Source organism: Aerococcus sp. 150760013-2, assembly GCF_053627715.1.
Genome location: NZ_JBSEYI010000008.1, coordinates 85,903 through 111,374, shown reverse-complemented (window position 1 = coordinate 111,374; position 25,472 = coordinate 85,903). Strand labels below are relative to the sequence as shown.

Annotated in this window: 22 protein-coding genes; 4 read left to right on the top strand and 18 right to left on the bottom strand. The window is 39.8% G+C overall.

All coding sequences use genetic code 11. The features are described from left to right. Positions 1-122: 122 nt before the first annotated feature. The 11 genes from ACUW85_RS05975 to ACUW85_RS05925 form a co-directional block, all read right to left on the bottom strand. Positions 123-1,415 carry a nucleobase:cation symporter-2 family protein gene (locus ACUW85_RS05975; RefSeq protein WP_182023560.1) on the bottom strand — a complete coding sequence of 431 codons (1,293 nt, stop codon included), beginning with the start codon at positions 1,413-1,415 and terminating at the stop codon, positions 123-125. Positions 1,416-1,418: 3 nt separating this feature from the next. Beyond that, positions 1,419-2,015, bottom strand: coding sequence for a xanthine phosphoribosyltransferase (locus tag ACUW85_RS05970; protein WP_016896482.1), 597 nt, complete (start codon positions 2,013-2,015; stop codon positions 1,419-1,421). Positions 2,016-2,199: 184 nt separating this feature from the next. Further along, positions 2,200-3,216, bottom strand: a complete 1,017-nt coding sequence (gene nrdF, locus ACUW85_RS05965; RefSeq protein ID WP_003141322.1) for a class 1b ribonucleoside-diphosphate reductase subunit beta — start codon at positions 3,214-3,216, stop codon at positions 2,200-2,202. A 25-nt stretch (positions 3,217-3,241) separates the two neighbouring features. Then, complete coding sequence (gene nrdE / locus ACUW85_RS05960; protein ID WP_182023561.1) at positions 3,242-5,440, bottom strand: class 1b ribonucleoside-diphosphate reductase subunit alpha; 2,199 nt, start codon at positions 5,438-5,440, stop codon at positions 3,242-3,244. Continuing rightward, positions 5,412-5,816: a class Ib ribonucleoside-diphosphate reductase assembly flavoprotein NrdI gene (gene nrdI, locus ACUW85_RS05955; RefSeq protein ID WP_083068297.1), complete on the bottom strand. Its 405-nt coding sequence runs from the start codon at positions 5,814-5,816 to the stop codon at positions 5,412-5,414. Before nrdI ends, nrdE begins: the two co-directional genes overlap by 29 nt. Further along, positions 5,804-6,043: a glutaredoxin domain-containing protein gene (locus ACUW85_RS05950; RefSeq protein ID WP_016896486.1), complete on the bottom strand. Its 240-nt coding sequence runs from the start codon at positions 6,041-6,043 to the stop codon at positions 5,804-5,806. The genes nrdI and ACUW85_RS05950 overlap by 13 nt, the downstream gene beginning before the upstream one ends. Positions 6,044-6,424: 381 nt before the next feature. Beyond that, positions 6,425-7,900, bottom strand: coding sequence for a glutamate--tRNA ligase (gene gltX, locus ACUW85_RS05945; protein ID WP_182023562.1), 1,476 nt, complete (start codon positions 7,898-7,900; stop codon positions 6,425-6,427). An 86-nt stretch (positions 7,901-7,986) separates the two neighbouring features. Then, on the bottom strand, positions 7,987-9,180 hold the full coding sequence (locus ACUW85_RS05940; RefSeq protein ID WP_182023563.1) for a PIN/TRAM domain-containing protein: 1,194 nt from the start codon (positions 9,178-9,180) through the stop codon (positions 7,987-7,989). Between the two features lie 222 nt (positions 9,181-9,402). Further along, positions 9,403-10,785 (bottom strand): DNA repair protein RadA, encoded by a 1,383-nt coding sequence (gene radA, locus ACUW85_RS05935; protein WP_149256071.1) that lies wholly within the window; start codon positions 10,783-10,785, stop codon positions 9,403-9,405. 47 nt (positions 10,786-10,832) lie between these two features. After that, positions 10,833-11,372 carry a dCTP deaminase/dUTPase family protein gene (locus ACUW85_RS05930; RefSeq protein ID WP_149256070.1) on the bottom strand — a complete coding sequence of 180 codons (540 nt, stop codon included), beginning with the start codon at positions 11,370-11,372 and terminating at the stop codon, positions 10,833-10,835. A 102-nt stretch (positions 11,373-11,474) separates the two neighbouring features. Continuing rightward, on the bottom strand, positions 11,475-13,070 hold the full coding sequence (locus ACUW85_RS05925; RefSeq protein WP_286162709.1) for an alpha-amylase: 1,596 nt from the start codon (positions 13,068-13,070) through the stop codon (positions 11,475-11,477). Between the two features lie 426 nt (positions 13,071-13,496). Here ACUW85_RS05925 and ACUW85_RS05920 point away from each other — a divergent pair, with 426 nt between their 5' ends. Then, positions 13,497-14,168 (top strand): hypothetical protein, encoded by a 672-nt coding sequence (locus tag ACUW85_RS05920; protein ID WP_182023564.1) that lies wholly within the window; start codon positions 13,497-13,499, stop codon positions 14,166-14,168. Between the two features lie 14 nt (positions 14,169-14,182). Continuing rightward, positions 14,183-14,374, top strand: coding sequence for a hypothetical protein (locus ACUW85_RS05915; protein WP_016896493.1), 192 nt, complete (start codon positions 14,183-14,185; stop codon positions 14,372-14,374). Positions 14,375-14,552: 178 nt separating this feature from the next. Here ACUW85_RS05915 and ACUW85_RS05910 read toward each other — a convergent pair whose 3' ends face one another. Continuing rightward, positions 14,553-17,477, bottom strand: a complete 2,925-nt coding sequence (locus ACUW85_RS05910) for an insulinase family protein (RefSeq protein ID WP_182023565.1) — start codon at positions 17,475-17,477, stop codon at positions 14,553-14,555. A 124-nt stretch (positions 17,478-17,601) separates the two neighbouring features. Here ACUW85_RS05910 and pgeF point away from each other — a divergent pair, with 124 nt between their 5' ends. Further along, a complete protein-coding gene (gene pgeF / locus ACUW85_RS05905) occupies positions 17,602-18,366 on the top strand; it encodes a peptidoglycan editing factor PgeF (RefSeq protein ID WP_182023566.1) in 765 nt (254 codons plus the stop codon). Between the two features lie 1,099 nt (positions 18,367-19,465). Here pgeF and ACUW85_RS05900 read toward each other — a convergent pair. Further along, positions 19,466-19,957 carry a cupin domain-containing protein gene (locus ACUW85_RS05900; RefSeq protein ID WP_149256065.1) on the bottom strand — a complete coding sequence of 164 codons (492 nt, stop codon included), beginning with the start codon at positions 19,955-19,957 and terminating at the stop codon, positions 19,466-19,468. Positions 19,958-20,244: 287 nt separating this feature from the next. Between ACUW85_RS05900 and ACUW85_RS05895 the strand changes: the two genes are divergently transcribed. Beyond that, entirely contained in the window at positions 20,245-21,036 is a 792-nt protein-coding gene (locus ACUW85_RS05895; protein WP_149315163.1) for a formate/nitrite transporter family protein, read from the top strand. Positions 21,037-21,198: 162 nt separating this feature from the next. Here ACUW85_RS05895 and manA read toward each other — a convergent pair whose 3' ends face one another. From manA to ACUW85_RS05870, 5 genes are read right to left on the bottom strand one after another with little or no spacing between them, the layout of a single operon-like run. Beyond that, on the bottom strand, positions 21,199-22,149 hold the full coding sequence (gene manA, locus ACUW85_RS05890; protein ID WP_149256063.1) for a mannose-6-phosphate isomerase, class I: 951 nt from the start codon (positions 22,147-22,149) through the stop codon (positions 21,199-21,201). 5 nt (positions 22,150-22,154) lie between these two features. Further along, entirely contained in the window at positions 22,155-22,538 is a 384-nt protein-coding gene (locus ACUW85_RS05885) for a DUF956 family protein (RefSeq protein WP_149256062.1), read from the bottom strand. Position 22,539: 1 nt separating this feature from the next. Continuing rightward, a complete protein-coding gene (locus ACUW85_RS05880; RefSeq protein WP_149256061.1) occupies positions 22,540-23,487 on the bottom strand; it encodes a PTS system mannose/fructose/sorbose family transporter subunit IID in 948 nt (315 codons plus the stop codon). A gap of 12 nt (positions 23,488-23,499) precedes the next feature. Continuing rightward, positions 23,500-24,309, bottom strand: coding sequence for a mannose/fructose/sorbose family PTS transporter subunit IIC (locus tag ACUW85_RS05875; protein ID WP_048727615.1), 810 nt, complete (start codon positions 24,307-24,309; stop codon positions 23,500-23,502). Positions 24,310-24,328: 19 nt separating this feature from the next. Continuing rightward, a complete protein-coding gene (locus tag ACUW85_RS05870; RefSeq protein WP_048727618.1) occupies positions 24,329-25,321 on the bottom strand; it encodes a mannose/fructose/sorbose PTS transporter subunit IIB in 993 nt (330 codons plus the stop codon). Positions 25,322-25,472 lie beyond the last annotated feature (151 nt).

Sequence of the window (25,472 nt, the reverse complement as noted above, 5' to 3'; positions counted from 1 at the left end):
CCTTCTAATAGTTGGTTGGTACATCTATTTTATAGGAAAACTATGGATCTTTTTTATTTTATTATTGTTGTTGCACTTAAATTGTAAATTCGTCCTATTTAAAAGAGATATTTTAAAGTGATTTATTTCTTTACGCCATGGAAGAAGGCGTTTAGTAAGACAACTGTTACACCACCAGCTACGATTCCTGAAGACGTGAGCCAAGAGATCCATTCTGGCAGTTGTGCAAAGGCTGCAGGTGCAATAGCCACACCTAAACCGATTGTAATTGCAGCACCAATAATCAATTGGTTACGATTGTCTGCTAAATCTTGCGCACCCAATACGCTGATTCCGTATGATAAGACATTACCAAATAAGAAAATCATTGCACCACCTAATACGGCTGACGGTACAGAAGTTGCAATAGCACCAATTTTTGGAATCAAACCACTTAGTAGCATTAAGATAATCAAGTTGATGAAAATGGTTTTTCGCTTTTCACCTGACATTTGTACTACGCCCACGTTTTGGGAGAAAGCAGTTTGTGGTGATGTATTGAAGATACCAGCAAGTAAATACCCAATCCCTACTGAGAAATATGAACGACGAAGATCTGCTTCATCGATGTCTTTATCATACATACCAGCCAAGGCATAGTTGATACCTGTTACTTCAATCATAGAAATAATACCAACCACTGTTAGCGATAAAATCGCTGCTGGATGAAATGATGGCGACTCAATTGCAAAAGGCACCGGTAGTTGTACCCAAGATGCCTCTAAAATAGGCTGCATGTCCATTTTACCCATAAAGATAGCAATAATCATACCAGCAACTAGTCCAATCAAAATAGAGATAGATTGAAGAAAGCCTTTAGTAAAGCGATATAGTAAGAGAATAATCAAGAAAGTCATTAACCCCAAGATTAAATTATCCATATTACCGTAGTCTGCACTACCCTCGCCACCTGCTAGATTATTAATTGCAACAGGAATCAAGGTTGCACCAATTAGGGTCACGATAGTCCCTGTCACTAACGGCGGAAACAGGTGAGATAGTTTAGCAAAGATTGGCGCCAATAGTAGGATGATGACACCAGCTACTAGGACTGAACCAAACATGGTGCCTAAGCCATATTGACCACCCACTTGAACCATTGGCCCAATAGCTGTAAAGGAACAAGCCATTACAACGGGTAAGCCCATACCGATAAATTTACCCCGGTAAAGTTGTAGGAATGTTGCAATCCCTGAGATAACAATATCTGCTGAGACAAGGTATAGCGTCTGTTGGGTTGTGAAGTTTAGAGAACTTGAGATAATTAACGGTACCACAATAGCACCGGCATACATGGCTAGTAAATGTTGTAGTGAAAGAAATGTAGTTTTAGCTGAGAAAACATCTTTAAAATTTATATTCTTCAAATTGGCCACCCGCTATGCTAACTTTTCATCTTCTTCATCTACAAAAGTCACTTTATTACCTGCTAATGAAGCAATACGGCAAACTGAGTAAACATCTACACCCGCATCAATAAGGCGTTGACGTCCTGGTTGGAATGATTTTTCTACACAAATACCCACACCAACAACTTCTGCACCAGCTTGTTTCACTAAGTCAATTAAACCTAGACTCGCTTCACCATTCGCTAAGAAATCGTCAATGATCAGTACTTTATCATTCTCATTTAAATATTCCTTAGAGATGATAATTTCGCTTGTTTTATTCTTAGTAAATGAATGTACTAATGTTGAGAATTTATCTTGTCCAGCAAGTGTTGATGGTTCAGATTTTTTGGCAAATAACATCGGTACTTGGAAGTGTGCAGCTACCATGATAGCAGGTGCAATACCACTTGCTTCGATGGTTAATACTTTGGTAATTTCACGTGATTTAAAGTAATCAAAGAAGTTACTTTGGATGTCATGCATCACTTTCGGGTCGATTTGGTGGTTTAGGAATGAGTCAATTTTCAAAATCTTTTCATCGATGACTTGACCGTCTTTTAAAATACGTTTTTGTAAGTAGTTCATGATAAATAGCCCCTTTATTTTTGTTACCTCCATTGTACGAACAATATACCCCAATTGCAAGGGATTGTTCGGCGAAACGACGAACAATTTCTAATGGGTATCGGTAAATCTGAATAAAAAGCTTATCCAACCACAAAAAAACTAGCTTGAGAGCCAGTTTTTTTTACTTGTATTGATTGGAAATTTAAAAGTCGTAATCATCGTCGCCCATCGCTTCTGATTCACCCATTAAGTATGAATTTCCTACTTGTGAGAAGAAGTCATGGTTACTTGAATCTGTTGAGATACCATTCATCACAATTGGGTTGACATTTTCTGCTGTGCCATCTGGATAGAAGGGTTCAAATCCTAAGTTTTGTAAGGCTTTGTTGGCATTATAATGTACAAAGGTATTAACTTCTTTCGTCCAACCTACTTGTGTATAGATTTCTTCGGTATATTTCTCTTCATTTTCCATTAAGTCAAATAGCAGCGCGTACATCCAGTCTTTTAATTCATTTTGTTCATCAATTGATAGTTGATTGTAACCTAATTGGAATTTGTAGCCCAGGTAAGTACCGTGTACAGACTCATCACGAATAATCAATTTGATAATTTCAGCGACATTCTCTAATTTATTGTTGCCTAAATACCATAATGGTGCATAGAAACCTGAATAGAATAGGTAAGTTTCTAGAAATACGCTAGCAACCTTTTGCTGTAATCCGGTTCCATTTTGATAAATTTCGTTGATGCGACGTGCTTTATATTGGAGGTATTCGTTGTTATTAGCCCAGTCAAAGATCTCATCAATTTCACGAGTCGTATTCAATGAAATAAAAATTGTTGAATAAGATTTAGCATGTACCGACTCCATAAATAGGATATTGTTCAATACCGCTTCTTCGTGTTGTGTCCGAACAGCATCACGCATAACGTTTGCCCCTTCTTCAGACTGTAAAGTATCTAAAGCTGTTAAGCCAGCAAAGGCTTTGTTGACTACATCACGTTCTTCTTTTGTTAGGATTCGCCAATCATCACGGTCATTAGATACTGGAATACGTGTATCCAACCAAAATTGTGAGGTCAATTTTTCCCAAGTTGATTTATCAATCGCATCTTCTACGCGGTCCCAATCAATTGATTTGTAGTATAAAACGTTGTGGTTGGTTGGTTCACCGTTCAAAATCTGGTTAAAGTATTTTTTATTTTCTTGTGTCATTATTAATTTTCCTCTCGTTTACGATTTAAATCACACATGATTCACATTGGTCAACACCGATTTCTTTATCGGAGTCATCTGTATAAGTCCGCACATAGTAAATCGATTTGATCCCTTGTGCCCAAGCATAATTACGCAAGCGGTTAAGGTCACGGGTAGTCATTTTGTCCGTATTACCATTTTTCCATTCATATAAACCTTGTGGAATAGTTGATTGCATAAACAGGGTCAAGGACATCCCTTGGTCAATATGTTTTTGTGCTGTTGCATAAGTATCGATTACTTGACGCATATCCGTTTCGTAAGCAGATTTGTAATACTGGATAGTATCATCATCCAAGTATGGTGCTGGATAAAACATTGACCCAATATTCGTTTCTTGACGGTTTTCAATTAAATGCACAATTGGATGAATCGATGATGATGCTTCGTTGATATATGAAATCGATCCAGTTGGTGCAACTGTTAATAGGTAAGCATTATATAGTCCGTCCGCCATAATTGCTTGGTTTAATGTCGCCCAATCATCCGGTGTTGGGATGTGAATATGGTCGAATAGCTCAGCTACCTTCTCAGATTGGAAAACGAACGGTTCTTGGTGATCAATGTAACGCTCACGAATGTAAGAACCATCGGCATAAGCTGATTGGTCAAATTCAAAGAAGCTTTCTCCACGTTCCTTAGCAATTTGGTTTGAGGTCTTCAAAGCATAGTAACGCAAGGCCATAAAGTAAGCATCCGTTAGCTCTAACGCTTCTGGCGAACCGTAGTGGATTTGATTAGTCGCCAGTGCTGTATGTAGTCCCATCGCGCCTAATCCAATCGAGTTATAAGCTGAGTTACCACGTTCAACACTTGGCACAGCCTGGATTGATGTCATATCAGAAACAGCAGTTAAAGCCCGTACAGCAGTATCCACAGCTTTTTCAAAGTCATTCATCTTCAACATTTCCGTGATATTAGTTGAAGCCAAGTTACATGAAATATCTAGTCCGACTTCCTCGTAAGTGAGGTCCTCGTTTAAAATAGACGGTTTTTGGACCTGCATGATTTCAGAACATAAGTTAGACATGGTAATGGTCCCGTTGACTGGATTTTCACGGTTGGCCGTATCCACATTCATGATGTAAGGATAACCAGACTCTTGTTGCAGACGAGAAATCTCTTGTTCTAGTTCCCGGGCATTGATTTTATATTTCTTGATTTCTTTGTTGGCGACCATATCCTCGTAGTGTTCAGTGATATCCACGTAACCAAATGGCTCGCCGTAGATTCTTTCCACGTCATATGGACTAAACAAGTACATGGGTTCATTTGTTTTCAATAGTTCGTAATACTTATCCGGCACAACCAGTCCTAAAGACAGGGTCTTCACACGAATTTTCTCATCTGCATTTTCTTTCTTAGTAGATAAGAACTCATACACATCCGGGTGGAAGGCGTTTAAATAAACAACCCCAGCACCATTTCGTTGACCCAATTGGTTAGCATAAGAAAAGGCATCTTCTAACAGTTTCATTACTGGCACAACACCTGAACCAGCATTCTCAATACCCTTAATTGCGGCACCGGCTTCACGAAGGTTAGACAAGTTTACACCTACACCACCACCACGTTTAGAGAGTTGTAGAGAGGAATTCAATGCTCGTCCAATTGACTCCATATTATCTTGGACATCAATTAAGAAACAAGAAACCATCTCACCACGACGCTTCTTACCAGCGTTTAGGAAGGTAGGTGTAGCCATTTGTAGACGGTGTTCAATATGCTCTTCAGCAATATGCCAAGCTAAATCTTCATCGCCATCTGCTAAATACAAAGCAGTAAAAGCAATTCGATCTTCATATCTTTCTAAAAATCGTTTGTTGTCATTGGTTTTTAGCGCATATTGCGTGTAAAACTTATAAGCACCCATAAAGCTCTTGAAACGGAATTTATGGCTATACAAATGATCAAATAAGGATTGGATGAAATCGAAAGAATACTTATTTAAGAAGCCTTCTTCAATATAATCGTTGTCTACTAAATACTGTAATTTTTCTTCTAATGTATGGAAGAAAACCGTATTCGGGTTCACATATTCTAAGAAATAAGCCCTAACCGCTTCACGGTCCTTATTTAATTGGATTTGCTTGTCAGCAGTTGGGATATTTACCATATTGTTAAGCTTAAAATAAGTAATGTCTTTCGTATTTTCAATTTTTAATTTCTTGGTATCTGTCAATTTTCTCTAACTCCTCTGTTAACTTAGCCACATCATAAGCAGATCCTTGGAACTCAAATCCATGTAAGACAGGAATATCAAACTCAGCAGATAGTTCCTTTACCGTTACACAGAATAGTTGGGCAAAGTTACGGTTGCCCCCACCAAAAAAGCCCTTGCATAACTTAGCATTATCCGCCCATTCTAAAAATTCTTCAGCCGTTTCAATCACGTCACCATACACATGACTTTCATATGATGGAATCACCATAATAAAAGGCTCAGTCATTGTCACTGGTGCTATTGCTGATGAAATTTCATAAGTATCGAAGCCTTGAACTTTATTGATAAAACGTCTAGTTTGACCCGTCAATGAATAATAAACTATGCTTGCCATGCTTCCACCAAAGCTTCCATCTTTTCAGGTACATAACCATTGAAATGGTTTCCTGTTGAGTCTGCAATTACTGGTAAAGACAAATAACCTAATTCTTTTACTTCATCTAGATACATGTCCTCTAGATCTACCCGTTTCTCTTCAAAAGGAATCTCTTTAGCTTCAAGGTATTTCTTAGCAAATACACATTGTGGGCAGCCACTCTTTGCATAAACTGTGATTGTCATGGTCATTACTCCTCGCTTTTTATTAAAAAACACAATAAATTGTGCTTTGTTTATTTTTTAACCCTATATATTGTGTTTAATCTAGTCATAGTATAGGGGTGGAGATGAACTATTATCAATCCTTATTCACAAGTTCCATAAAAGAAATAACAAATTGTATCTTCTAATTTTTATAGAATATGATAAATTAGGGGTTTTCAAACGTTTTATATTTTTTATACATAAATACGATGATAAATTTAGATAGCACGGAAGCGATTTTTGTATTTACTTATAGCTTTTTTTAAACTATTAAGTTATACACGTCTTTTTGTAGCGTTTAAATATAAAAAAACCCCTATCCAAGTTTTTACGCTTAGATAGGGGGTATTAAATGTTTGATTATAAACTTGCTAGTGCTTGGTCTAAGTGGTGGGCTACTTTTTCTTTACCCAATACTTCAATTGTTAAACCAATTGAAGGACCATGTTGTTCACCTGAAGTGGCTACACGGATTGGCATATATAAGTTTTTACCTTTTACGCCAGTTTCTTTTTGAACGGCTTTGATGGCTGCCATAATGTTTTCCTCTTTGAAGTCATCAGCTGGAATTTCCGCTAATTTCGCTTGGAAGGCTTTTAAAACATCCGCTACACCTTCGCCAGCTAATACTTCTTTAGCATCATCTGTGATGTGTAGTTCATCTTGGAAGAACATATCTGATAAATCAACGATTTCAGCTGCATATGACATTTCATCTTTGTATAATGAAACTAATTTTTCAGTCCAAGCGCGTTCTTCTGCTGTAGAAGTTTCAGATACACGGCCAGCTCTTTGTAGATGTTCAATCGCTAATTTCGCTACATCTTCAGCTTCTGCAGCTTTCATGTAACGGTTATTGATCCATTCTAGTTTTTTGTTATCAAAGGCTGCTGGTGATTTACTTAAACGGTCTGTATCAAAGATCTCAATCAATTCATCGTGTGAGAAGATTTCTTCTTCGCCTTTTGGAGACCAACCTAATAATGTAATGAAGTTGAACATTGCATCCGGTAGGTAACCTAAGTCACGGTATTGTTCGATAAATTGTAAGATTGACCCGTCACGTTTAGATAATTTTTTACCTGTTTCAGCGTTAACGATTAATGTCATATGACCAAATGTTGGACGTTCAAATCCTAACGCGTCATAAATCATTAATTGTTTAGGTGTGTTCGCAATATGGTCGTCACCACGTAATACGTGAGTGATTTCCATCAAGTGGTCGTCAACAACAACGGCGAAGTTGTAAGTTGGCATGCCGTCTTGTTTACGGATAACGAAGTCACCTGAAATGGCTGCTGACTCAAAAGAGATGTCCCCTTTTACCATGTCATCAAACGTATAAGTGGTGTTTTCAGGTACGCGGAAACGGATTGTTTCTGGACGACCTTCTGCACGTGCTGCGTCAATTTCTTCTTGTGATTTATCGCGCCATTTACCGATATAACGTGGTGTTTCACCGTTTGCGACTTGGGCTTCATGTTCTGCTTCGATTTCCTCAGATGTATCAAATGCATAGTAAGCTAAGCCTTTATCTAGTAATTCTGTTAGGTAACGGTCGTAGATTTCCTTACGTTCAGATTGACGGTAAGGTCCAAATTCACCTGGCTTATCTGGACCTTCATCCCACTCAATACCCAACCACTGTAGGTTTTCTAGTTGAGATCTTTCTCCGTCCTCAAGGTTTCGTTTTGTATCGGTATCTTCAATACGAATAATAAATTCCCCGCCGTTGTGACGAGCGAATAAATAGTTGAACAAGGCGGTACGAGCATTCCCGATATGTAAATGGCCAGTTGGACTTGGCGCATAGCGTACGCGTACTTTATCTGACATGTTGATTTCTCCTTTTATCTTGTACTTTCAATCAAAATAGGCTGGTAAAAATACCAACCTAATTTTCCATCATTATAATTATATATCTAGTCAGCTATTTTGGCAAAGATCATGCGTCCTGCATTGGTTTGAATAGCTGAGGTAATCTCTACTGAAAGGGTCTCATCAATATGATGTTTCCCTTCTTCAACAACAATCATCGTACCGTCGTCCATGTAGGCAACCCCTTGTTGGCGCTCTGTACCAGCTTTTACAATATGTACAGAAATCGTTTCGCCAGGAATCACAACAGATTTCAATGAATTAGCCAACTCATTAATGTTTAATACTTTAATCTTGTGGAATTGACTCACTTTATTCAAGTTATAATCATTGGTTACCACAACACCATCAACTAATTTGGCTAGACGCAATAATTTTAAGTCTACTTCCGATTCATCATCGAAATCGCCAGCGTAGAAATCTACAATCACATCATCTAGCGCTTGGATTTGATTTAAAATATCCAAACCGCGTCGGCCACGAACTCGCTTCAATGAGTCTGCTGAATCTGCAATGTATTGTAATTCTTTCAAGACAAAGTTGGGTACCACTATCACGCCTTCGATAAATCCAGCTTTTAAGACATCTAAAATCCGTCCATCGATAATCACTGATGTATCTAAAATCTTATAGGGTTGGTAAGCCTCATCCGCAGCTTGTCTAAGTGATAGTAAGGCATCTGTATACATATCAAGGCCTTCTGAGTGAGTTGATAAGTCACTTTCATGTGCTTCCTTATCTGATTGCATATCTTCAGTAATAGCCGTATCCGTTGATTCACTACGTCTCACCTGCGGAAAACGGGTAAGCATTTCCATAATCTCTGCGCTCTTATTAGAGAAGATATAGAAACCTAATACACCTAAGACAATGGTTAAGACAATTGGCAAGATATTTGAAATGAATGGCCAACCAATCGCCACTAAAGGAATGTTGATTAACCAAGCTAAAACTAGTCCAATAATAACACCTATTGCAGAAACTAAAACCTTTTCGATCGATAACTGACGCATGTCACGTTCGATATTGCGAATAAAACGCATCAATAAAGGCTGTGTTAATCCGTAAATAAGAAAAAGAATAATTGCACCAAGTACGATGTTAAACAATGGAGAATAGAAAAAGCTAATATTGATATTGACCATGTCCCAAAGTAACGGTAATACATAATAACCTATTGAAGATCCTAATATCACAATGAGCACGCGAGACAAAATTTTCCAAAATCTCTCGTTCATTTTATTCACCTCCTTTTCTAATTCTAAAAAAATAAATTATGAAGCGGTTTCTTTGCTATACTACCGCTTTTTATAGTATAACTTTTTGTTTACATTTACACAATAAGCTTACTTAAAATACAGTCTAGTATTTATAATCTTAACCTGAAATTAACATATGACTCATATTGGAGATAAAAAGAGAGCTTGGCTACCATTCAGTCCAAACTCTCCAGTATTTATCTATTTTGGAAAAATCGCATTCAATACTTCTCTTACAGTAGTTACACCAACTACTTGTATTTTTTGTTTGCCAGTTAAACCTGATATCGCATTTTTTGGGATAAAAATCCGCTCAAAACCTAGTTTTTCAGCTTCTTGAACACGTTCCGCAATTCTTGTTACCCGTCTAATTTCACCAGTCAAACCAATTTCTCCAATGAAACAATCAGTTGGTTTGGTTTCTTTTTCTCGGTATGAAGAAGCCACAGCTACAGCGATAGCCAGGTCAATCGCTGGTTCATCTAAACGGACGCCACCAGTTGATTTGAGGTAGGCATCTTGATTTTGAAGCATTAAACCGGCTCTCTTCTCAAGTACAGCCATAATTAGTGATACCCGTGAATAATCTAAGCCAGAAGCTGTTCTACGGGCATTCCCAAATGAGGTAGGTGTAAGTAGCGCTTGAATTTCCGTTAAAATCGGTCGTGTTCCTTCCATCGAAGCAACAACCGCTGATCCATTAGTACCAGCTAGTCTTTCTTCTAAGAAGAGTTCGGAAGGGTTAGCGACTTCATGCAGGCCGTCTTGTTGCATGTCAAAGACACCTATTTCATTGGTTGACCCAAACCGGTTCTTCACTGCCCGTAAAATCCTGAAAGTATCATGCTTCTCACCTTCAAAATACAGTACAGTATCCACCATGTGTTCTAGAATACGCGGTCCAGCAATGTTTCCTTCTTTCGTCACATGGCCAACGATAAAAATACCGATATTTTGTGACTTCGCTAATTTCATTAACTCTGCTGTCGTTTGGCGGACTTGGCCAACTGATCCAGCCGTTGATGTCGCATCCTCGTGGGTCATAGTTTGAATAGAGTCAATCACTACAAAGCGCGGTTGTAAGTCATAAATGGCATCTTGAATAGCCGCCATATCAGTTTCTGCATAAACATAGAAATCTGCACCTTCAAATCCTAGTCGCTCCGCTCGTAGCTTGATTTGATGCATCGATTCCTCTCCGGACACATATAAAACTGGCCCAGCACTCTGATGCAATTCAGCTGATACCTGTAGCATTAAGGTTGACTTCCCAATCCCTGGGTCACCACCAATTAAAACCAGCGAACCTTGCACCACACCGCCACCTAAGACGCGATTTAATTCGCCTAATTGGGTTTGGATACGCGGGGTTTCTTCCCCTTTAACCGCCGCTAATTTTTGTGGCTTCATCCGGCTTGAATTGGCTTGTCCAACGCGGGGTTCTGGATGAGCAATAGTCTTCCCATATAAGCGTTCCTCTTCCATTTGGTTCCAGGCCCCACAATTCGGACACTTGCCATAGAACTGAACACTCTCATAACCACAAGCCTGACACACATATCTCGTTGTCGTTTTCTTCGCCATATTGGACTTCACTCCTTTCTATTTATTTGAAAAATGGCAACTGACTATTATTGACCGGAAGAGCCAAAACCACCTGCACGCACTTGATCACTTGGCTGGTCATCAGCAGTCGTTAAGAAAGAAAGGAAAATCCCTTGCGCAATACGCTCACCTTTTTTAATTTGAACGTCACGTAAACCAAAGTTTACTAATTGAACAAATAAATGACCTTCATTATTTTCATTATTGTAGTAATCTGCATCAACAATACCTATCCCATTAGGTAATGAAAGCCCACGTTTAAGAGGATTTGAAGACCGACAAGCTAATTGTAAGTATTCATTCTCGCCCATATAAGCCTTCAAACCTGTTGGCACTAGCACTGGTTTCATAGCACTTTCGTCTACTTCACCTGCTACATTTAAATGAGCGAGGTCTTTTAGCACATGCTTCACACCAGTCTTCCACATTGCCGGTATAACAATATCTTCAGCCGCTGCGATATCGTAGCCAGCCGATAGGGTTGTTGAACGTCTTGGTAATGTAATTGCCTCATCATTAGCATAGGCCGAGATTTTCTCAAATCCTCGTGTATTTTCTACTGTCATAAACAAATTCCATCCTTTACTACGCATACTTGAATTTTACTGACCTATTGTACCATTGATTAGCAGATTTCTAAATGTTAGACCATGTGGATTCAGTGTTACTTACTCGCTCTGGTCAGCAGCAGCCACTTCCCCATCTTCCACTTGTGCTGCTTCTACATCCGGATCAGCCAGTTCTTCAGTAGGGGTTTCTCCAAGATAGCTAGTATCTTCAAAATCTTCATCTGCTTCACCGTCAATATGCTCTGCGTCAAACTTGTTGACCCAAACGGACATTGACCCAGCATGTACTTTAAATACACCAGTACCATCCTCTTCAATGGTTACCGATCCTTCAATTTCACCCATCGCGTCTACCCACTCTTCTCCTACATGAAGTTCTCCTACATACATACGCTTCTTCGCCTGTTCACCATTGGTTGCGATAAAAGCGAGTCCATCTGGATGTTCATCATCGCCAGTTCGGGTATAACCAATACAATTTCTATGGTCAAAATAATCATGTTGATCACCGTAGGCATTTTCACGTCTTAAGGCTAAAAGCTTATCTAAGGTCTCTTGGAAACCTTTGTAGTCGATACTTTCAATACCATAATAATCTCCGTAGAAAATAGCTGGTAGGCCGGATTGGTGCAGCAAAATCACCCCGTAAGCAATGGGTTTAAACCATTCGTCCACCCAAGATTCAAGGGATTGCCCTGGTTGTGAGTCGTGGTTGTCGACAAAAGGCACAGCTAAATCCGGTCGATCTTTTAAGAGTGATCCCTCAAGCAGGGATCCCATATCAAATTGATCCCAAGATGCAGCTGCTTGTTTAAAACGTTGATGTAAGGCCACATCAAATAGGTCAATTTGATAATCCGTTTCCGCTAAATAATCGAAAAGTACACCGGTATTACTTTGCCAGTATTCCCCTACAACATAGATATCTGGATTATTTTCTCGTAAAGCAGATATTAGCTGGTCGATAAAAGCAAAATCGATATGTTTTAAGGCATCCATTCTAAAGCCATTTAAATTAAAAGAATCTAAATACCAACGCGCCCATTTTAAGACTTCTTCTTGAACATAAGGATTACCATAATCAATATCTGCAAACATCAAGTAGTCGAAGTTACCATTCTCTCCGTCCACTGCTTCATCATCTGCCCAACCTTTATTCTCACCTTTAATCATAAAGATGCCACTTTCACCTGTTCTTTGGTCAAAATCAGTCCCAGAGAAGCAGTTAAAATCCCAAATAAAATCAGAATATTCCCCGTTACGACCTGGAAAAGTAAATTTGGTCCAACCTTCAATATCTCGAGCTTCACCAAGCTTTTCTTGTCGATTTGTTGGGTTCATTGGGTAGGCTTGGAATACTTCCGTTTCATCAGCCCCACCCTTATGGTTTAAAACGGCATCCGCTAGCACCCAAATATCCTGTTCATGTAAGGCATCAATTGCCGCTTGGTATTCTGCGCGGGTCCCGTATTTGGTACGAACCGTCCCTTTTTGATCAAATTCCCCAATATCAAATAAGTCGTAAGTCCCGTAACCAACGTCGTCACTCGATTGACCTTTAGTTGCTGGTGGCATCCACACATGAGAAATCCCAATTGATGCCAAGTGTTCTGCATCTTCCGCTAACTTTTTCCATAAGCTACCATCATCAGGTAAGTCCCACTCAAAATACTGCATTAATACACCGTTCATCACCATATCATTAGCCCCCGCTTTCGCCTAATCTTAATGTCTATCCCTATTTTTTCACGACTTTATTTCAGTTTCTTGCTTTGTGGATTGATTAGATTCAATATCACATTACAGTTATTATACCGAAAGTTTCTTCAATGAGATAATTTTAGCTTCGCCAAGCTATCGTATTAGCATTTTTTTAAAGCCCTTACTAGTTTATAAGTCATAAATCAGCAAAATACTGCAAATAATTTTTCAAAATCTGTGACCCCTTTCAAGTGGTTGAAATCAAGGGAAATTAATGTGATATTTTAAACGATTGGTCTTTAAATCTTCACAAAAGTTCTATAGAATAGAGATATTAGGTGAAATCACCTTTGACGTATAGCGTCATAAACATTCCCAATCTTCGAACTACTTAAAATATAAATATAAAGGGTGCCTGAAATGCGAAAACTATTTAAATGGGTTTTATTGGCGAGCATCATGTTACTAGTTGGTAACCACGTTGAAGCGCGTGAATCGTCAACAGAATTAGGTAATGCGGTCAATGAAACTTTAACTGAAACCCAATCCTACAAGCAATCTACGACCATCGAACAGGTAACTACTGAACCCGCAAATACTGAAACAGTTATGTCGACCCTTTCTTATGATAATGCTGATAACTTTTCTGGAACACTTATTCAAAAAAATCTTGCTTCTGGCAGTGATGATGCCATCTTACAAGTTGAAACGAACGACGCCCAATCTACCTACAAGGAAAATGGCAGCGAATGGCAACAAAGTTTAACCAATGACTCTCACTTGGACCGTTTAAATGTCCTATCTCTTAGTCAAATCCACAGTATATTAACGACGCTTGATACGATCGGTGAATGGACCGGTTCTTTAAGTGATCAAACCGTTTCTTTCTCTGGGGAAAATCAGCAATTAAACAATTTATTGAATAGTATTGTGAGTGAGTCTTACAACAACGACGCTGTCCACCAAATTCAATTGGTTACTGACCGTTATACGAATGAAATTAAATCCATCGAGTGGACCGTTTCTGGGACTAGTCGTATCAACAATCAAGCTGTGACAACTTCCGTCGAAGTGAAATTGTCACAATTATAATTAAAGGAGCCTATATGAGCCGTTATTTAGTCGGAACCATTTTTGCCATTTTATGTATTTTAGTCAATGTTTATATCATCTGGAAGGGGCAAACCCCTGAAGGTATGACTGCTGCCCAACAAGCCCGTTTGAAGGTTGTTGGCGGGGTCTTATTACTCTTGGCCTTTGTTGCACTCACATTTGGTGAAGCACTAGGGCTTCAATAAGCAAAATGAATAACATTTTCTAAATAAACTATTTATTTGTTATTCTTATTGTATGCCGTGGAATATTATCTTTTAAATATTGAGATGAGACTGGGACAATACAAATCGCAGTTAACTAAATAAAGAGAGAAAAAAGATTTCGAAGTGAAATCTTTTTTCTCTCTTTTAATTTTTTTGCTTAAATCGTACGTTTGTTGTTGAATGTTTGCGTTGAGTCGTCGATTTTTTGCTTATTACCAAAGACGACTAGGTTGTCTGCGTCTAGTGCGATTTGGATTTGATCTTTAAAGGCAACTAGATCCGCAACTTTGGTATCTAATGCCTGGCTTAATCGTGCATCTAACATATCTTTGGTCATGCCTCTAAAGTGACGTGTCACCATCAAGTTATTCACACTGGCTGGTGTTAATGGATAATGGAAGGCAGTCATTGAACCAATAATAAGTTGATCAAGGTCGTCTTGGCTAAGTCCTGGATTGGCTAAGAAATCCGGTAGCTTACGATATACATCTACTGTCTTATCTACGTTCGGGTCCCGGTATGAATAGGTTGTAACGTCACCGGATGATGTTAGACTGATGCCCGCACCATAGGCACCACCTTTGGCACGAATATTTTCGTGTAAGTAGTCTTTAGATAAGATATTGGCGAAGACAACATAACGCCCATTGTAGTCTTCAATTGGCACGCGACCACCTACGGATACGTATTGGACGTTACCATTGGTTTGAATGGCTTCGTGATAGTTGTTGCCCGCTAAATCAAACTCAACAGATACGGGTTCAACGTTATCCGTCTGGTCAGCTTGATCGATAAAATGATCAACTTGTTCAAGTAATGTGGCTTTATCCGCTGCATCTGCTGTTAAACTAACTGTCAACATGCGAGGATCCCACATTTTGCCATTCACTTCAATCAATTTAGCAATAAAGTCATCTGCCTTGGTCGAGAAGTTTTCGATTAAGTCGGTCATGTGGTCATAGAATGATAGGCCTGAAATAACGTCTTCATACTTGGCTGCTTGTGAGTAGAATGACCGCAGTCTAGAAATGGCTACGCGATGGCCAGCCCCTTCGTATGACTGACTCATATTGAATTTCACCCGTTGTAAGACATTTAAAATCCGTGCCTTATCAGAAAAATCAGTAAATTTCATCGTATCTTGTAATAGTTCAAAACCACGAGCAGAATGGTCACCAATCGCCGCAAATGATGACACTAAAACTGGCACATAATCATCTTGCGAACCTTCACGAATAAAGACTTTAGGTCGCATAGAAATGCCAGCAGTCGCCTTCATCATTTCAATGTCCATTTGACGATAATCATAATTTTCCGTGTCCAATAACCCTAATAAAATCGTTAGATAATTCACGTATGGCAAGTCTTCCGCTGTAATATGGTCTAACCGATAAGCCAATTGTACATAACGGATTCCTGATGCGTCTTGTTCATGGAAAAGGACAGGCACCCCTTGTTGGCCGGTTAATGTTTCTTCAGCAATCGCTTGGGTTGTCCGCGGTACGTCAGAAATATCTAATTTCGGTAGGGCTTGACGGGCTTCTTCGGTATCCGGTGTGTCTTGGTAGACCCGCAGAGCTTGGTTTTCCTCAATTAATGCTTGAATGTCTTGGTCAGTCATTGCGGCTTTTTCAGCAGCTAACTTGGCTTCTAGTTGGTCGTCCTGTTCTTTGAATAAGCCAACTCTCGGTTGGTAAATACCGACTAAGCTGGCATCTGCCGCCAGCAAGTTGTCTTGAAGCCATTCTTCATAGAAGTCAGTGGCTAATTTCGCTCTTAAATCGTCGAAATATTTCGAAAAATGAAGGACTTCGGTCGGAGACATGCCATACCGCCATGCCATGGTCATTTGGATTTCATAGGTAATCCCCTTCATGGCACCGCCGGCTTGACGGGCTGCGAATTCGCGGGTGTTGATCACCCCTTCAAGTAGATCGCGGTTAATCCCGTTGGCTACAAGGTCAGTTAGGGTTTCTTTAATTACAGCAAGGGCCTTGTCCTTATTAGCTGGATTGAATTGTTTCAGAACTAGACCGAAATCTAGGTAGTAACCGTCTGACCCAATGGCTTCAACTTCTTCCGCTAGCCCAGCTTCGATAAGGGCCTGTCGTATTGGCGCAGCTTCAGATTCAATTAAGGCATCACTTAAAATATTGGCCACATAATTATTAGTCAAGTCTGTAGATGCACCTACATGAGTCATGTAGGTAAGGTAAGAATCATCTTCGGCTGTCTTGCGTTCATCAGCGTCATAAAAGGCCTGGTATTCGATGTGGCCATCCTTTGTTTCTGGCAAGTCAAATTGAACTTGCTGGTCTTTTTTCAAGAATTCACTGAAGAAATCGCCGTTGATTTGACCTAATGTTCGGTCGATATCGATGTCACCGTAAACATAGGCAAGGGCGTTATCTGGACGGTAGTGGTCGGCGTGGAATTGTTTGAAATTGTCAAATGTTAAATCAGGAATTTCGTATGGATAACCGCCTGATTCGTGGGCATAGGTTGACCCTGGGTGCATATTTGCCGTAACATCTTGCATAATAATGCGTTCTGCGTCTGAATAAGCCCCACGCATTTCATTGTAAACGACCCCGTTATAGATTATTGGCTCGTCCTTGTCGAATAACTCTTTATGCCATCCTTCTTGTCGGAAAATATTTTCTTCGCTGGTCATTTTAGGGAAGAAAACGGCGTCTAAATAGACATCCGTTAAGTTATGGAAATCTTCTTCATTCATCGATGATACTGGATAAATGGTCATATCTGAAAAGGTCATAGCATTTAGGAAGGTGTTCATTGACGTTTTCAACATGGTCATAAATGGATCTTTCGCTGGATATTTACGTGATCCAGAAAGGACTGAATGTTCCACAATGTGGGCTACACCAGTCGAATCTTTGGGTGGTGTTTTAAAACCAATCCCAAACGAACGGTTTTGGTCATCATTTTCAACCCAAATCACTTGGCCGCCTGATTGTTCATGGGCAAAGGTGTGGACTTGGGCGTTGGCATCTTGAATAAATTGACTGTCTACAAGGGTGAAACCATGTTTTTGGTCCCCTTTGTTCAAGTTGGTTGTCATACAATTATCTCCTTATCGGTCATTTTCTTGTTTCCTTCTATTTTAACAGTTTTTGCAGGACTTTATTAGTCAGACCGCTTGTTTGCTATAATAAGCGTAACTGAAAGCAGAAAGGATGAACCTTATGACGATCCAATTCTATGACACACCAGAAAATTTAATTGCTGGTACGACTTTAAAAGATCCCAACCAAGCCCTTAACGGCAATTTAGCCCTACATACTGGGGAAGATGCATCACTGGTTATCGCAAATCGACAAGTTTTAGCGGAGGCATTACAGGTTGATGTCGCTCAATTTGCATTTGCTAACCAGACCCATTCCAAAAAAGCTTACCATGTCAAATCTGGGGACCGGGGACGCGGTAGTCTGTCGGCTGAAGATGCGGTGGATGATGTGGACGCCTTGTACACTTACGAAAGCGATGTGGTTGTTGGCGTCTTTACGGCAGATTGTGTACCTGTGATTTTTTATGACGAAGATACTGGTTTAATTGGTGCCATCCATTCAGGCTGGAAAGGGACCGTTCAAGACATCGTTTCTTGGACTTTTGCACAAATTAAAGGTCAAGATCCAGACCTTTTTATGGGTAAAATGAAAGCTATTTTCGGACCATCTATCGCACAAGATTCTTTTGAAGTGGACAAAGATGTTGCTGACCAATTCAAGGCACTTGGTTATGCGGATGATTTTATTCAATGGGATGCCCGTCGAGAGAAATACTTGATTGATAATCAAGCAACCGTTGCTGAGCAGTTGAAACGAGTGGGCTTCTTGCCAGAAAATATTCAATTATCAGACCAGGATACATTAAAGATGACCGATGGTTTTTCTTACCGCCTAGATAAAACCCCAGGACGTCATTTCAATTTTATTACTAGAAAGGGATAGAAGTAGTATTAATGACTACAAAAAACTAGGATATAAAAATATTCGTTACTCCTCTTGGACAGGATATAAAATAGTAGCAAGTTCCAGAGCTAAGGCTTTTGCAAAATATGGAATTACAAACCTGCTCAATTTAATCCCTGGTTGGCAAATAAAAGCAGCCATTGGACTTTATGATATAATTTCTTTGATGAAGTCACCCGAAGCTTATGTTTATCCAACAGTCAATATGCAAAATATTATCGCAACATCTCCTAGAGGTACAGAAGTTCTAATTGGCCAAAACACAATTACAAAAGTATATAGTAATTCTGCTAGGACCAAATTAGTAAAGACAATATCTCGTACCTATTGGATCGAATAGATGGGAAAGTTTAAAGAGTGTCCTCGGTTCGTATTTTTGAATAATGGATTAACCATCTAAGTACAACTGCTAAATACTTATAAAGTTTCTCTATAAAATAGATAACTCGCCAACAACAGATTGGTGTTCATATGAAAAAAGTCTTAATCCCTAGAAATATAACCATTCTATTACTCGTCATATTTGCTTTTGTCACCTTTACCTTCCAAGAATCCTACAAATACAACCGTATATTTTTAATCTTATTTATACTGAACTTGATTTGGGGGATATACTACGAAAAGAAGGGGCACTAAGGAGCGCTTAAACTATATTTAGGCATTAAAAAACCAGCTGTTCGGAGGCAGCTGGTTTTTTGTCATCTTTCGTTTTGGGAGGAGAAAGATTTATGAAGAAAAGTTTGGTTCCTTTATTGGGTATGCTTATATAATAGGCGATAGCTTTGAAGATATTGTGAAGATTTCGTCAAAATTTGTGTTGTTTCTATGATTTTAAGGTTATAGGTTATTAAAGCCATTTTTCAAGTTTGCAATAGAAAACCAGCCGTTGGGAGGACGACTGGTTGACTGTAATCTTTCGTTTTTGGGAGGAGAAAGATTTATGAAGAAAAAGTTTGGTTCTTTATTGGGTATGCTTATATAGTAGACGATACTTGTGAAGATATGATGAAAATCCGACTCAAAATTGTGGTCAATCTGTGATGGATTCTTTAGAAATATATTAAGGCAGGTGATATGCCTAGTCCGCTAGGGTTAGACAGTGAATGATATCTGCATAATCTGGGTATTGGTTGAGTAAATCTGCTCGTTTGAATAGTTCAAAGTCATCGTATTCAAAGCCTGGGCTAACCATGCATGAGACTAGTGAATAGCTATCTGAGTCTTCAACTGTTGAGCCAAAAATAGTTCCCTTTGGTACGACTGCTTGTAGAACTTGCCCTTGTTCAACGTCTGTGCCTAAAGTGACTTGTTGATAGCCACCCTCTGCTGTAATCATGTGGACAGTTAGTGGGCTGCCGTAGTGGTAGTACCACACTTCATCGGCTGTTAAACGGTGGAATCTTGATGGATTGTTGCTTGTTAGGAGAAAGTAGATGCTGGTATATAGGGCACGTGGTTTTTGGCCTTCTAGCTGGATGGTTTGGTCTGATTTCAATACTTGATAGAAAAAGCCGCCTTCTTCATGTCCTGCCATCTTGTAGTGGTCGATCCAAATTGATTTGTCTTTCATATATTTCGCCTCCAAAATATTTGCTTTTCACCTTCAATAGTATCTATTCTCCCAGTATTTTGCACGATTTTTTTATGCCATTTGCGCCCACATTATTACTAATCCAATAAATACAATCGCGTACATGATTTGTCGATATTGTGAAAATATTATCAAACTACCGCTCTTTTGATAACTTATAACTATTTAATGTCTTGTTTTTAAAACAATCGCTTCACGTTTGTGCTAGGCTACCATTATGAAAAATTTGTCCATAATATCAAAAAATGATTGTAAGGAGACAAGCTATGAGCGATATGAATATTTCGAGTTTCATGAGTAAAATCGACGGTGCAGTTGCCAAGAAGGATGCCCTTTTTGACCAATCAAAAGTCCGATATTTGTTGCGGGCTATTTACGCGGGTATATTCTTAACCCTGCCAACCGCTATTGGTGTCTTGGTTTGGGATGCCATTGCTGTAGACTACCCGTCTTTAGGTAAAATAAGCTACGCTTTGATATTTCCGATAGGTTTAGCCATGATTATTTATTTGAACGGTGAGTTGGCTACTTCAAATATGATGTACCTTTTCGCAGGTGCGCATCGCCGGAAATTATCTTGGTCAAAAGCATTAACCATTATCTTTATTTGCACATGCATGAACCTACTAGGGGCTGCTATTGTTGGTATACTCATTGGGCATTCTAGTATCGCACATTATTTTAATGCTGATTCTGCGATCATGACCATGATTAATGCGAAATTGGATAAAGACATTTGGACCTTATTCATAGACGGGATTCTCGCAAATATCTTCGTCAATATCACCATTATGGGGCAGATGAAAATGAAAGATGATATTGGCCGCCTACTATTTATCATCGCCGTTATTTTCCTATTTGTTTATGGTGGGTTAGAACATATTATTGCGAATTTCTCGCTAATGAGTATCGCTTTCTTCTCAGGTAATGACATGGATATGATGGCCGTGTTGATTAATTGGATCTTCGCCTTTATGGGCAATCTAGTAGGTGGCGGTGTTATCATGGGGCAAGGGTATAGCTTCCTAAATAGTGTAGAGGCAGGATATCTCGACTAAGTCCAGATGATGCGGTATCCAGAAAAGTATAAAGAATGCCGCGCGATTTACATAGAACATCCTAAAAAAATAATAGACCAAGGGGTTGCATCTGCTTTGATGTCCCCTTGGTCTATTTTTATGGTTCTTATTCGTTCAACAGGTTGAACACCCGCTAGCCATTTATGCTTCTTCTGCTACCATCAAACTAAATTGCCCAGTGAGTGTGATTTCTCTAAGGTCACTTGGTAGGATAAAGGCGTCTGCTGCTTTTACGTCCCAAGCCTTGTCGCCAACCGTTACTTGTCCTTGGCCGTCAAGGACTGTACACAATTGGTACTTGTCGGATAAGTTGATATGCAAGTTATCCTCGATTGTCCATTTTGCCACGGAGAAGTATTCATTGGTCCAATATTCTTGGATTGAGCCACCCGGTAGTTCAGTTGTATGACCGGTTGCTAGGGCGTCCTTGTGGGGGAACATGGTGACATCCGCCGATTGTTGGATGTGTAGATCACGTTCCTTGCCATCGGCGTCCTTTCGTCCGTAGTCATAAACCCGGTAGGTGGTGTTAGAACTTTGTTGGGTTTCGAGGATTAATACGCCGCCACCGATAGCATGGATGGTCCCTGCTGGCACGGCGAAGAAATCACCGGCATGAACGGGCACTTTACGTAACAGTTGGTCCCACTCGTTCTCTTCGACCATTTCTAAGAACTGTTCTTTATTCTGGGCATTGTGGCCGTAAATCAGATAGGCACCTGGATCAGCGTCCATAATATACCAACACTCCGTCTTCCCAAGGTCATTTTCATGGGCTAGTCCATAGGTGTCATCCGGGTGCACTTGGACGGACAAGTCTTCCTTGGCATCAATAATTTTGATTAATAATGGAAAACGGTCAGCCGCTTCTCCCAAGAAGATTTCTGGGTGTTTTTGGTACAAGTCAGATAGACTTAAGCCGGCAAGGGATTCAGGTGACGTCACGATAGATTGCCCATGTTCATGTCCTGAAATGACCCACGCTTCTCCCGTCTGGTCTGAAGGGATGTCTAGATTAAATTGACTGCGTAATTTTTGTCCACCCCAGATTTTTTCTTCTAGGTAGGCTTTTAAGAATATGGGTTCTTGCATCGTCACTACTCCTTGTCTTTCTTTCCTCGTTTAAAGGGGTTTTTGAATAAGTTGGCTAGGTTACTTTGTTGTGCGACGAATTTTTCTCGGGGCAGGTACTTGCGCATTGCCCGAAGACTATCTTTAGCTTCTTCGACAACAAATTCCAGGAGTTGGCCTTCATCGGTTTCAAAGTAGAAGCCGCGGACGTAACGTCCTTTGAAGAACATTTGCACGCGGATGCGTGTAATGTTAACCCATGGAATTTGAATGAAGCCTGGTCCGTTCTCCTCGCGAAATTCGACACCCTTATCGCCCACCATCAGTAAGCCTGACTTAGGGTCGATAGGGTTGACCATCGCATTCGCTTTGGAGACGAACGTTACTTCAGTATTTAATTGAGCTGTCATCTTAACCCATGATACCTAATACATAAAGCACGATACCGATCACAAAGATAGAGAAAATCAAGGTAGTTGCGCTCACTTTACGTTTTAATAGGTACATACATGCTAATGTTAATAGTAATGGCATCATACCTGGTAATAATTGGTTGAATACATCACCTAATGATGTGGCTGTTGTTGTATTTACTAATTGACCTGATGAAATTTGGTTAATCACATCACGGAAGCTGTCAGCTGTTACATTGCTGTTGTTAGCTGCTTCAACTAAACCATCAAAGTTTACAATAGCATCTTCTTGGTTAGTTACTTCAGAGATTACTTTTGGGAAATTCATTGTTGTCCAACGAGGTACCAATACCCCCATAACGAACATCCCTAGAATAGATGCCCCAACAGTGATTTTTTGAATGATACCACCAGACAAGTCTTTTGTGATTTCAGAACCTGCACGGTAACCTAATTCTTGTGTGTACCAAGTGAAGGCTACACGGATTAAGTTCCAAAGTACGAAGAATAAGATTGGTCCAATGATTGATTGGCTTAAAGCAAGCGATGCAGCAAATGCACCGATTACTGGACGTAAAGTACCCCAGAAGATTGGGTCACCCACACCAGCAAGTGGACCCATCATACCAACTTTAACCCCTTGGATAGCTTGGTCTTCAATGACTGTACCATTTGCTTTCTCTTCTTCCATGGCTAAGGTTACCCCTAAAATTGGTGCCTCAACGTATGGGTGAGAGTTGATGAATTCCAAGTGACGTTGTAAAGCTGCCGTACGGTCTTCTTTACTTGTATATAATTTTTTGATTGCTGGGGCTAGTACATAAGCCCAACCAACGTTATGCATACGCTCGTAGTTCCATGAAGCTTGAACGAAAGTTAATCGCCAGTTTGCAACCATCCGGTCTCGTTTTGATAATGTTACGCGGTTTGTTACTTCTTCAGTCATGTCTACCCCTCCTTAATAGTCTTCTAAAATGGCGTCTAACTGAGCATCAACTGAACCTGAACCACCAGATCCTGAACCGCCACCGCCATTAAATTGTGGAGACAGTTCAATGTAGATAAGTGCTAAGGCCAAACCGATAATACCCATTGCCACTAAGTTCAATTCTGTAACGGCTGCTAAAGCAAAACCGATAAAGAAGAATGGCCATGTTGTTTTGGTTGCCATCATATTGATAACCATTGCGTAACCTACAGCAACGATCATACCACCACCAACAGCTAAACCACCTGTGATCCAGTCTGGAATGGCTGCTAAAGCGCCTTGTACAGCTGAAGCTGGTAAAGCTAATGTAGCGATTGCTGGAATCATTACACGTAAACCTTGAAGACCTAAAGCCATCATATTGGCAGATTCAACTCCACGAATAGAGCCTTTTTCCGCTTGGCCATCAGCATAATGTGCCAAACCTACTGTCATTGTACGAACGAAGATTGTTAATACTTGACCAGCGATTGCTAAAGGCACTGCAATGGCGATACCTTCGTTTACAGAAGCACCTTTAGTTAATACTAAGATACCAGCGATTACACCTGCTAAGGCAGCATCTGGTGCTTGCGCTGCCCCGATGTTCATCCAACCTAAAGCGATTAATTGTAATTGACCACCTAATAGTAGCCCTTCAGTTAAGTTTCCTGTTGCAAGACCAATTAATGTACAAACAATAATTGGTTGGTGTAATTGGAATGAGTCCAACACACTTTCAAAACCAGCGAATAATGCAATAACACAAATAGCTATAGCTGCAAAAATTGAAATATCCATTTTTCTGTCGACCTCCCTTTTAAATCAAGTTATGATTTTTCAACAGTTTATCTAAGTTTTCGTCTGAGTCTGCAGGGACTTTACGTACGTCAAATTTAACCCCAAGGTCTTTTAATTTTTGTAAAGTAGCTACATCTTCCTCGTCTACTGACAATGATCTTGAAATCATTGTTTTCCCTTTAGAATGCGCCATTGAACCTAAGTTTACTTCCTTTATATCTACACCAGCTTCGATTGCTGCTAATACGTCTTGTGGAGTTTCAAATAATAATAATGCCTTTGTCTTACCAAAACGTGGGTCTTTATCAACTTCCGCTAATTTAGATACTGGAATTGTGTTGGCACGAACACCTGTTGGCGCCGCTTGTTGAATCAATGATTTACGCATGTCATCTTGGGCTACCTTGTCCGATACAACGATAATACGGTTAGGGTTAACTGATTTCACCCAACCAGTGGCTACTTGACCGTGTAATAAACGGGTATCCACGCGTGCTAGGACATACTTAATCTTCCCATCACCTAATACAGTACCAGGTTTTAAGGTACCAACTTGTTCCTCTTCTTGACTACCTTCGCTAGCTGCAGCTACTGGGGCGTCAATGCCTTCCCCAAGTGCTTCAGGTTTTACACGAATACCTGACACGTCTCTTGTCAAAATGTGTTTAGCAACATCTGCCACTTGATCAGAACCAAATCGTTGACCCAAAGCTTCTAAGAGCATTGGTAGATTTAACCCACTTACTATTGCTGTGCGTTCTGGCATTTCTTCGTGAATTGCATTAGCCTGGTTGAATGGTGAACCTCCCCACAAATCAACTAAAAATAGAATTTGTAACGTATCATCGAAAGATTCGACTGCTTCTAAAAGATGGGCACGTAAATCATCTGGTCCTTCTTCAGGCATAAAGGTTACTGCCTGCAGATTTTCTTGTTCTCCGAAAATCATCTCAGCAGATTGTTTAATACCTTCAGCGAACTTACCGTGACTCGCTAAAATAATTCCTATCATCTTATTAAACCTCCCTAAATAAATTTGGACACTTGTATCCGTTTTCAAGTATATAAGTAAAATCTACCAAATACAATCATAAAATATTGGAGAAAATCAGTAAATTTGCCAAAATCCGTCATTTTTTTGCAAAAGTTTGCGCATGACTAGA

Coding starts and splice junctions, on each gene's coding strand:
- ACUW85_RS05920 (WP_182023564.1), top strand. CDS start 13,497: ATGCGAAAACTATTTAAATGGGTTTTATTGGCGAGCATCATGTTACTA.
- gltX (WP_182023562.1), bottom strand. CDS start 7,900: ATGTCAGATAAAGTACGCGTACGCTATGCGCCAAGTCCAACTGGCCAT.
- ACUW85_RS05880 (WP_149256061.1), bottom strand. CDS start 23,487: ATGACTGAAGAAGTAACAAACCGCGTAACATTATCAAAACGAGACCGG.
- ACUW85_RS05950 (WP_016896486.1), bottom strand. CDS start 6,043: ATGACAATCACAGTTTATGCAAAGAGTGGCTGCCCACAATGTGTATTT.
- ACUW85_RS05900 (WP_149256065.1), bottom strand. CDS start 19,957: ATGAAAGACAAATCAATTTGGATCGACCACTACAAGATGGCAGGACAT.
- ACUW85_RS05970 (WP_016896482.1), bottom strand. CDS start 2,015: ATGAACTACTTACAAAAACGTATTTTAAAAGACGGTCAAGTCATCGAT.
- ACUW85_RS05885 (WP_149256062.1), bottom strand. CDS start 22,538: ATGACAGCTCAATTAAATACTGAAGTAACGTTCGTCTCCAAAGCGAAT.
- pgeF (WP_182023566.1), top strand. CDS start 17,602: ATGACGATCCAATTCTATGACACACCAGAAAATTTAATTGCTGGTACG.
- ACUW85_RS05870 (WP_048727618.1), bottom strand. CDS start 25,321: ATGATAGGAATTATTTTAGCGAGTCACGGTAAGTTCGCTGAAGGTATT.
- nrdF (WP_003141322.1), bottom strand. CDS start 3,216: ATGACACAAGAAAATAAAAAATACTTTAACCAGATTTTGAACGGTGAA.
- ACUW85_RS05915 (WP_016896493.1), top strand. CDS start 14,183: ATGAGCCGTTATTTAGTCGGAACCATTTTTGCCATTTTATGTATTTTA.
- nrdI (WP_083068297.1), bottom strand. CDS start 5,816: ATGGCAAGCATAGTTTATTATTCATTGACGGGTCAAACTAGACGTTTT.
- ACUW85_RS05940 (WP_182023563.1), bottom strand. CDS start 9,180: ATGAACGAGAGATTTTGGAAAATTTTGTCTCGCGTGCTCATTGTGATA.
- ACUW85_RS05930 (WP_149256070.1), bottom strand. CDS start 11,372: ATGACAGTAGAAAATACACGAGGATTTGAGAAAATCTCGGCCTATGCT.
- radA (WP_149256071.1), bottom strand. CDS start 10,785: ATGGCGAAGAAAACGACAACGAGATATGTGTGTCAGGCTTGTGGTTAT.
- ACUW85_RS05895 (WP_149315163.1), top strand. CDS start 20,245: ATGAGCGATATGAATATTTCGAGTTTCATGAGTAAAATCGACGGTGCA.
- ACUW85_RS05910 (WP_182023565.1), bottom strand. CDS start 17,477: ATGACAACCAACTTGAACAAAGGGGACCAAAAACATGGTTTCACCCTT.
- ACUW85_RS05875 (WP_048727615.1), bottom strand. CDS start 24,309: ATGGATATTTCAATTTTTGCAGCTATAGCTATTTGTGTTATTGCATTA.
- manA (WP_149256063.1), bottom strand. CDS start 22,149: ATGCAAGAACCCATATTCTTAAAAGCCTACCTAGAAGAAAAAATCTGG.